Origin of the sequence: Streptomyces sp. NPDC006207 (genome assembly GCF_040613835.1) — a bacterium.
In the GTDB taxonomy this organism is placed as follows: Bacteria; Actinomycetota; Actinomycetes; order Streptomycetales; family Streptomycetaceae; genus Actinacidiphila.
Window position 1 is genome coordinate 105,464 of record NZ_JBEXSX010000026.1, and the last position, 8,184, is coordinate 113,647.

Annotated in this window: 8 protein-coding genes; 6 read left to right on the forward strand and 2 right to left on the reverse strand. The window is 73.8% G+C overall.

Annotated elements, in window-relative coordinates; all coding sequences use genetic code 11:
* The first annotated feature begins 156 nt into the window (after window positions 1-156).
* From ABZ312_RS22050 to ABZ312_RS22075, 6 genes are all read left to right on the forward strand, one after another.
* Window positions 157-1,497: an enolase C-terminal domain-like protein gene (locus ABZ312_RS22050; protein ID WP_500438551.1), complete on the forward strand. Its 1,341-nt coding sequence runs from the start codon at window positions 157-159 to the stop codon at window positions 1,495-1,497.
* The gene (locus tag ABZ312_RS22055; protein ID WP_500324311.1) at window positions 1,494-2,261 is read left to right on the forward strand and encodes an SDR family NAD(P)-dependent oxidoreductase; all 768 of its coding nucleotides are present in this window, start codon (window positions 1,494-1,496) and stop codon (window positions 2,259-2,261) included. The genes ABZ312_RS22050 and ABZ312_RS22055 overlap by 4 nt, the downstream gene beginning before the upstream one ends.
* A gap of 14 nt (window positions 2,262-2,275) precedes the next feature.
* Window positions 2,276-3,268 (forward strand): aldo/keto reductase, encoded by a 993-nt coding sequence (locus tag ABZ312_RS22060; RefSeq protein ID WP_500324312.1) that lies wholly within the window; start codon window positions 2,276-2,278, stop codon window positions 3,266-3,268.
* Window positions 3,265-3,576 (forward strand): L-rhamnose mutarotase, encoded by a 312-nt coding sequence (locus tag ABZ312_RS22065; protein WP_500324313.1) that lies wholly within the window; start codon window positions 3,265-3,267, stop codon window positions 3,574-3,576. Before ABZ312_RS22060 ends, ABZ312_RS22065 begins: the two co-directional genes overlap by 4 nt.
* Entirely contained in the window at window positions 3,573-4,427 is an 855-nt protein-coding gene (locus tag ABZ312_RS22070; protein ID WP_500359032.1) for an amidohydrolase family protein, read from the forward strand. The genes ABZ312_RS22065 and ABZ312_RS22070 overlap by 4 nt, the downstream gene beginning before the upstream one ends.
* Window positions 4,428-4,509: 82 nt before the next feature.
* The gene (locus ABZ312_RS22075; RefSeq protein ID WP_500324315.1) at window positions 4,510-6,153 is read left to right on the forward strand and encodes a PucR family transcriptional regulator; all 1,644 of its coding nucleotides are present in this window, start codon (window positions 4,510-4,512) and stop codon (window positions 6,151-6,153) included.
* 37 nt (window positions 6,154-6,190) lie between these two features.
* Here the strand turns inward: ABZ312_RS22075 and ABZ312_RS22080 are convergent, their stop codons facing one another.
* Window positions 6,191-7,723, reverse strand: coding sequence for an NCS1 family nucleobase:cation symporter-1 (locus ABZ312_RS22080; RefSeq protein WP_500438553.1), 1,533 nt, complete (start codon window positions 7,721-7,723; stop codon window positions 6,191-6,193).
* A gap of 69 nt (window positions 7,724-7,792) precedes the next feature.
* Window positions 7,793-8,184, reverse strand: a 392-nt coding sequence (locus ABZ312_RS22085; RefSeq protein WP_500438555.1) for an LLM class flavin-dependent oxidoreductase, incomplete at its 5' end; no start/stop codon positions are given.

The following is an 8,184-nucleotide window of genomic DNA, read 5'->3' on the forward strand; positions in this document are numbered from 1 at the left end:
CGCGACCCTGACAACCCCTTATACGGACACGATCGAATGGAGTTCGAGGGGCGAGACATCCGAGGAATGGATTGCCAGCCCCGTCCCGGAGGCCTAGAGTCACCGTGGCGCGAGACCTCCGATGTCTTGGCCAGGCCGAGCGTGAAAGGCAGCCACTTGTCCGCAACCTCCGCCCGCATCACCGCGATCGACACCCACGACATCCGCTTCCCCACCTCACGGGAGCTCGACGGTTCGGACGCGATGAATCCGGACCCCGACTACTCCGCCGCGTACGTGGTGCTGCGGACCGATGCCGACGACGGCCACGAAGGACACGGCTTCGTCTTCACCATCGGCCGGGGCAACGACGTCCAGGTCGCGGCGATCGAGGCACTCCGCCCCCATCTCGTCGGCCGGCCGGTCGAGGAGCTGTGCGCCGACCCCGGCTCCGTGGCCCGCGACCTGACCGGCGACAGCCAACTGCGCTGGCTGGGGCCCGAGAAGGGCGTGATGCACATGGCGATCGGAGCCGTCGTCAACGCCGTGTGGGACCTGGCCGCCAAGCGCCGGGGCCTTCCGCTGTGGCGGCTGCTGGCCGAGGCCGAGCCCGAATGGCTCGTCTCCCAGGTCGACTTCCGCTACATCGCCGACGCCCTCACCCCCGAACGCGCGCTGGAACTGTTGCGCGCGGGCCGGAAGGGCGCCGCCGCGCGCACCGCCGAACTGCTGGAGCACGGCTACCCCGGCTACACCACCTCGCCCGGCTGGCTCGGCTACTCCGACGAGAAGCTGACCCGCCTCGCCGAGCAGGCCGTGGCCGACGGCTTCACCCAGATCAAACTGAAGGTCGGCGCCGACCTGGGCGACGACGTACGGCGCATGCGCACGGCCCGCGCCGCCGTGGGCCCGGACGTGCGCATCGCGATCGACGCCAACCAGCGGTGGGGCGTCGCCGAGGCCGTGGCATGGGTCACCGCGCTGGGCGAGTTCGACCCGTACTGGATCGAGGAACCCACCTCCCCCGACGACGTCCTCGGCCACGCCGCGATCCGCAAGGCGGTCGCGCCGGTCCGGGTCGCCACCGGCGAGCACGTGCAGAACCGGATCGTGTTCAAGCAGCTGCTGCAGGCCGGCGCGATCGACGTGCTGCAGATCGACGCGGCGCGGGTCGGCGGGGTCAACGAGAACCTGGCCATCCTGCTGCTGGCCGCCGCCTTCGGCGTCCCGGTGTGCCCGCACGCCGGCGGCGTCGGACTGTGCGAACTGGTGCAGCACCTGTCGATGTTCGACTTCGTGGCACTGGCCGGCACGACCGAGGACCGCTCCATCGAGTACGTGGACCACCTCCACGAACACTTCACCACGCCGGTCGTCATGCGCCGCGGCCACTACACCGCTCCGGTGGCGCCCGGCTTCTCCGCGCAGATGAGGCCGGAATCGATCGACGCGTACCGCTACCCCGACGGTACGTTCTGGGTGGCCGACCGGGCACGGCAGGAAGGTGGGACGGCATGAGCGAGGAGTTGCGCGACCTGGAGGGCCTCGGGGCCCTGGTCACGGGCGGCGCCTCCGGGATCGGGCTGGCGACCGCGCGGCTGCTGGCCGCGCGCGGCGCCCGCGTCGCCGTACTGGACCTGGCGCCGGACGGACTGCCGGCGCACCTGACGGGTTTCAAGGCCGACGTCAGCGACGACGCCTCCACCCGCGCCGCCGTGGACTGCGCGGCGGAAGCCCTCGGCGGCCTCGACGTCCTCGTCAACAACGCGGGCATCGGGGCGGCGGGCACCGTCGAGGACAACCCCGACGAGCAGTGGCACCGCGTGCTCGACGTCAACGTGCTCGGAATCGTGCGCACCACCCGCGCCGCGCTCCCGCACCTGCGGCGCTCGGCCCGTCCCGCGATCGTCAACACCTGCTCCATCGCCGCCACCGCCGGGCTGCCGCAGCGCGCGCTGTACAGCGCCAGCAAGGGCGCCGTGCTCTCGCTGACCCTGGCGATGGCCGCCGACCACGTCCGCGAGGGCATCCGGGTCAACTGCGTCAACCCCGGTACCGCCGACACCCCGTGGGTGGCCCGGCTGCTGGACGCCGCCGACGACCCCGAGGCGGAACGCGCCGCCCTCGACGCCCGGCAGCCGATGGGCCGCCTGGTGACCGCCGACGAGGTCGCCGCCGCCATCGTCTACCTGGCGAGCCCCGCCGCGGCCTCCGTCACCGGCACCGCGCTCGCCGTGGACGGCGGCATGGCCGGGCTGCGGCTGCGCCCGGCCGGGAAGTGAGGGCCCGGACCGCGATGCGCACCACCACCCTGGGCCGCAGCCAAGTCGCCGTCACCGAGGTGGGCTTCGGCGCCGCCCCGATCGGCAACCTCTTCACCCCGGTCGCCGACGACGCCGCCCGCGCGGCCGTGGACGCCGCCTGGGACGCAGGCGTCCGCTACTTCGACACCGCGCCCCACTACGGGCTCGGCCTGTCCGAACGCCGGCTCGGCGCCGCCCTGCGCGACCGGCCGCGGGCCGAGTACACCGTCTCCACCAAGGTCGGGCGGCTGCTGGAGCCCGGCGGACCGGGCGGGGACGACCTGGCGAACGGCTTCGCCGTGCCCGCCGGGCTGCGCCGCGTCTGGGACTTCAGCGCCGACGGCGTACGGCGCTGCGTCGAGGCGAGTCTGGAGCGCCTCGGCCTGGACCGCGTCGACGTGGTGTACCTCCACGACCCCGACGACCACGCCGAGGAGGCCTTCGGCCAGGCGTACCCGGCGCTGGAGGAACTGCGCGCGCAGGGCGTGGTCGGGGCGATCGGCGCGGGCATGAACCAGACCGCCATGCTCGCCCGCTTCCTGCGGGACACCGACGTCGACGTGGTGCTGATGGCCGGCCGCTACACACTGCTGGAGCAGGAGGGCCTGGCCGAGGTGCTGCCGCTGGCCGCGGCCCGCGGCGCGAGCGTGGTCGTGGGCGGCGCCTTCAACTCGGGCCTGCTGATCGACCCGGGCGAGGACGCCACGTACGACTACGCCCCCGCCCCCGGGCCCGTGCTCGCCCGCGCCCGCCGCCTGCGGTCGGTGACCGGCCGGCACGGCGTGCCGCTGCGCGCGGCCGCCCTGCGCTTCCCCGCGGCCCATCCCGCCGTGGCGAGCACGCTGGTGGGGCTGCGCTCCGCCGACGAGGCGCGGGACACCGCGGCGATGCTGCGGCTGCCGCTCCCGGCCCCGATGTGGGCCGACCTGCGCGCCGAGGGCCTGCTCCGCGCGGACGTACCCGTACCGGACGAGGAGGTGTCATGAGGGTCGCCCTGCACACGAAGGTGCGAGCGGACCGGATCGCCGCCTACGAGGCGGCGCACCGAGAGGTGCCCGCTGAGCTGACCGCCGCCATCCGCGGCGCGGGCGTGCGCGAGTGGACGATCTGGCGCAGCGGCGGCGACCTCTTCCACCTGCTGGACGTCGGCGACTACCCGGCGATGCTCGCCGCGCTGGAACGGCTGCCCGTCAACATCGCCTGGCAGGCGCGGATGGCGGAGCTGCAGGAGGTCGCCCACGACTACTCCGCCGAGGGCGCCGGGGCGCCGCTGCCGGTGGTGTGGCAGCTGTGACCGCGGTGGAAGGCATCATCGACGCGCACCACCACCTGTGGGACCTGTCGGTGCGCGACCAGGACTGGATCACCGGGGAGCGGCTGGCCCCGCTGCGCCGCGACTTCTCCCTCGCCGACCTGGAACCGGAGGCGAAGGCCGCCGGGGTCACCGCGACCGTCCTCGTCCAGACCGTCACGGTGGCCGCGGAGACCCCGGAGTTCCTGGCGCTGGCCGCGGGCAGCGACCTGGTGGCCGGGGTGGTCGGCTGGACCGACCTGACGGACCCCGCGGTCGCGGACCGGCTCGCGGCCCTGCGCGAACTGCCGGGCGGCGAGCACCTGGTGGGGATCCGCCACCAGGTGCAGGGCGAAGCCGACCCCGAGTGGCTGCTCCGTCCCGACGTGCTGCGCGGACTGCGCGCGGTGGCCGACGCGGGGCTCGTCTACGACCTGGTGGTGCTCGCCCGCCAGCTCCCGGCGGCGACCCGCGCCGCCGGCCTCGTGCCCGAGCTGGTGTTCGTCCTCGACCACCTGGGCAAGCCGCCCATCTCCGAGGGCGGGACGCGGCCCTGGAGCGACGACCTGCGGTCGCTGGCCGCACGGCCCAACACCGTGTGCAAGCTCTCCGGCATGGTCACCGAGGCCGACTGGGACACCTGGACCACGGCCGACCTCGCCCCCTACGCCGCCACCGTCCTCGACGCCTTCGGGCCCGGCCGCCTGATGTTCGGCTCCGACTGGCCGGTGTGCCGGCTCGCCGCCTCCTACGCCGAGGTGGTCGACGCCGCCCGCGCCCTGACCGGCGGACTGGACGACGGCGAGCGGCGGGAGGTCTTCTCCGGCACGGCCCGGCGCGTCTACGGCCTCTGATCCCCCCGCGCGGACCGGCCCCGGGCGGGGTGCGGGTGACTAGACTCCCACCCCTGGCAGCACGAGGGACGGGCGTGGGCGCGTGAGCGACGGCAGACCGGACACACCCCCGGCGGGCGCGGCGGGGCGGCTCACCGTGCGCGACGTCCTCGACCTCGACCTCGTGACGCCCTGGGTGCCGGAGGTCGTGGCCGGTTCCGCCCATCTGCACCGCGCGGTGCGCTGGCTGCACGTGGCCGAGGCGCTGGACGTCGGGGTCATGCTCAGCGGCGGGGAGATGGTGCTGACCACCGGACTGCTGCTGGCGGGCGACGAGCGGGCGCAGCGCGAGTACGTCGAGTCGATGCAGCGCGCCGACGTCGCGGCGGTCGTCCTGGGCCTCGGCCGGGCGTTCCGCACCACGCCCGAGCCGATGCGCCGGGCCGCCGAGCGCTGCGGGGTGCCGCTGATCGTGCTGCACCGGCCGGCACCGTTCGCGCGGCTCACCGAGGAGGTGCACGCGCGGCTGGTGCACGGCCGGTTCGCCGCGCTCGACCTCTCCGACCGGGTCCGCTCCTCGCTGACCGCGCTCAACCTCTCCGGCGCCAGCCTCCAGCAGGTCCTGGACGAGATAGCGGCGCACAGCGGCTGCCCGGCCGTCGTCGTCAACCTCGCGCAGCGCGTGCTGGCCTCGGCCGGGGACAAGGGCTCGCTCAACGACCTGCTGCGCGACTGGGAGCGGGTCTCCGGTCAGGTCGCCGAACTGGCCGGCAGCGGCGCGGTGACGGTCGGCCCGGACGGCTGGGTCGTCGCCCCGCTGGAGGCACGGGGCCGGCAGTGGGGGCGCCTGGTGCTCTTCGGCTACCACGGCCCGGAGGAGTTCGGCCGGGTGCTGGGCGCCCGTGCCTCCGAGGCGCTCGCCATGCACCGCCTCCTCGGTGACCAGGACCGGGGCTGGGAGGACCAGGCCGCCGAGTCGCTGCTGCACGACCTGGCGACGGGCACGGCCCGCCCCGAGCAGCTGGTCACCCGGGTGCGCGCCGCGGGGCTCCCGGTCAACCGGCGCACCTTCGTGCCCGTCGTCGTCCGCCCCCTCGGGGCGGTGCCGGAGGGCCGGGACGACATGCCGGAGCTGATCGAGCACGTACTGGCCGAACACCCCGGCGTCGCCGGGCTGGTGGCGCGGATCGGCTCCGCCGGCACGGCGGTCCTGCTGAGCATCCCGTACGGTCAGGACGCCGATGCCGCCGTGCACAAGGTGGCGGTGCGGGTGCACGAGGAGCTCGCCGGGCGGCACCGTACCGCGGTGGCCGGCGCGGGTTTCGGCTGCCGGGAGCTGGACGAGGTCCGCCGTTCCTTCGTCGAGGCGGTGCACGTGGCGGACGCGGCGGTCGCCGGCCCGCCCGGGGCACCGGTGGCCCGGCTGCGCGACGTGCGGTTGCGCGGCCTGGTCCGCCTGCTGCGCGACGAGCCGGAGCTGCAGGCCTTCATCGGGCGGGAGCTGGGGCCCCTGCTGGGGAACCCGGCGCTGCTGGAGGTGCTGCGCACCTACCTGGCCACGGGCCGCAACAAGTCGGCGGCCGCCCAGGTGCACCACGTCAGCCGGCCCGCCCTGTATCGGCGGCTGCAGAGCATCGAGTCGCTGCTCGGCATCGACCTGGACGACTGGGAGCAGCTCACCTCGCTGTACGTGGCGCTGCTCGCGCACGAGGCGCAGCGCGCCGCGGGGCCCGGGTCCGGCCGCTGAGCGGACCGGACCCGGGCCCCTGTACGAACCGGCGGGGTCAGCTCCTGTGGTCGGGCGCGAGACGGCTGAGCAGGAGGTAGACGAGGAGGGAGGCGGCGAGGCCGACGGCCCACCCGTAGTCCGCGAGCGGCTTCAGGAAGGGGATCATCCCGTCGACGGGGAACGGCCCCTGCTTGACGCCCTTGGCGTCGAGCCCGGAGTGCGAGCCGCCGATGGCCAGGACACCGCCGACCGCGAACGCCGCCAGCGCCCGCCAGTTCCACCCGCCGTCGTACCAGTAGCGGCCCTCCGTCCGGTACAGGTCGGCCAGCTCCAGCCGGGTGCGGCGCAGGATCCAGTAGTCGGCGATGAGGATGCCGGCCACCGTGCCGAGCAGACCGCCGACGGTGCCGAGCCAGGTGAAGATGTACGCCTGCGGGCTGGCCAGCAGCTTCCAGGGGAAGATGACGACGCCCACGACCGCGGTGATCAGCGCACCGGTGCGGAAGCTGATCCTGCGCGGCGCGATGTTCGAGAGGTCGAAGGCGGGCGAGACCACGTTGGCCGCTATGTTCACCGACAGGGTGGCCACCAGGACCGTGATCAACGCGAAGAGCACCGCGGCCCAGTTGTCGAGCTTGGCGGCCAGCGCCACCGGGTCCCAGATCGGCTCGCCGTACACCGCCTGCGAGCCGGAGGTCACCAGCACCGACAGCAGCGCGAACAGCGTCATCGTGGTGGGCAGTCCGAGGGACTGGCCCCACAGCTGGGCGCGCTGGCCGGCGGCGTAGCGGGTGAAGTCGGGGATGTTGAGGGAGAGGGTCGACCAGAAGCCGATCATGCCCATGAGGGCGGGGAAGAAGACCTTCCAGAAGTCACCGCCCCAGCCGAGGGCGGAGGGCTGGTCGAGCAGCGGGCCGAAGCCGCCGGCCTTCACGCTCATCCAGATCAGCAGCGCGATCGCGCCGACGATGACGAAGGGGGCCGCCCAGTTCTCGAACCGCCGCACCATCTCCATGCCGCGCACGATGATCGCGACCTGGATGGTCCAGAAGACGACGAAGGAGAGCCACTGCGTCCACGGGTAGCCGCCGATCGTCCCGGCGGTCGCCCAGGAGTCGCCGAAGAGCTTCCCCGCGAGCAGGAAGATGCCGGAGCCGCCGATCCAGGTCTGGATGCCGAACCACACGCAGGCGACCGCCGCCCGGACCAGGGCGGGCAGGTTGGCCCCGCGCACCCCGAACGACGCGCGGGCGAAGACCGGGAACGGGATGCCGTACTTGGGACCGGCGTGGCCGGTGAGCAGCATCGGCACGAGCACGATGAGGTTGGCGAGGGCGATGGTGAGCACCGCCTGCTTCCAGTCCATGCCGAGGGCGACCAGGCCCGAGGCGAGGGTCCAGGAGGCGACGTTGTGCGCCATCCCGATCCACAGCGCGGTGAAGTTGTACGTGGTCCACTTCCGCTTGGCGAGCGGAACGGGGAGCAGGTCCTCGTTGGCGTAGGGGCCGGACGGGACGGCGTCGGGCGGGAGCTCGACGCGGCCGTCGGCCCCGGTTCTTCCGGCAGGGGGTGGAGCGGTGGCTGTCATGGCAGCCCCTTCGTTCGAGGCGGGGAACGGGGATCGAACGTGCCGTGCGGGGGGATGGCGGGCCCGGGATCAGCCGCGGAGCGCGGGGATGACGGTGGAGCCGTAGACGTCGATGGTGGACTCCTTGGCGTCCTGCATGTCGTACAGGGCGAACTGGTCGACACCGAGGGCCTTCAGGGCGCGCAGCTTCTCGATGTGCTGCTCGGCGGTGCCGATGAGGCAGAAGCGGTCGACGATCTCGTCGGGGACGAACGCGGTGTCGGGGTTGCCGGTGCGGCCGTGGTGCGAGTAGTCGTACCCCTCACGGGCCTTGATGTAATCCGTGAGCTCCTGGGGGACCGCGCTCGACACCTCGCCGTACCGGGTCACCAGGTCGGCGACGTGGTTGCCGACCATGCCGCCGAACCAGCGGCACTGCTCGCGGGCGTGGGCCAGCGCCTGCGGGGAGTCGTCCTCGGTGA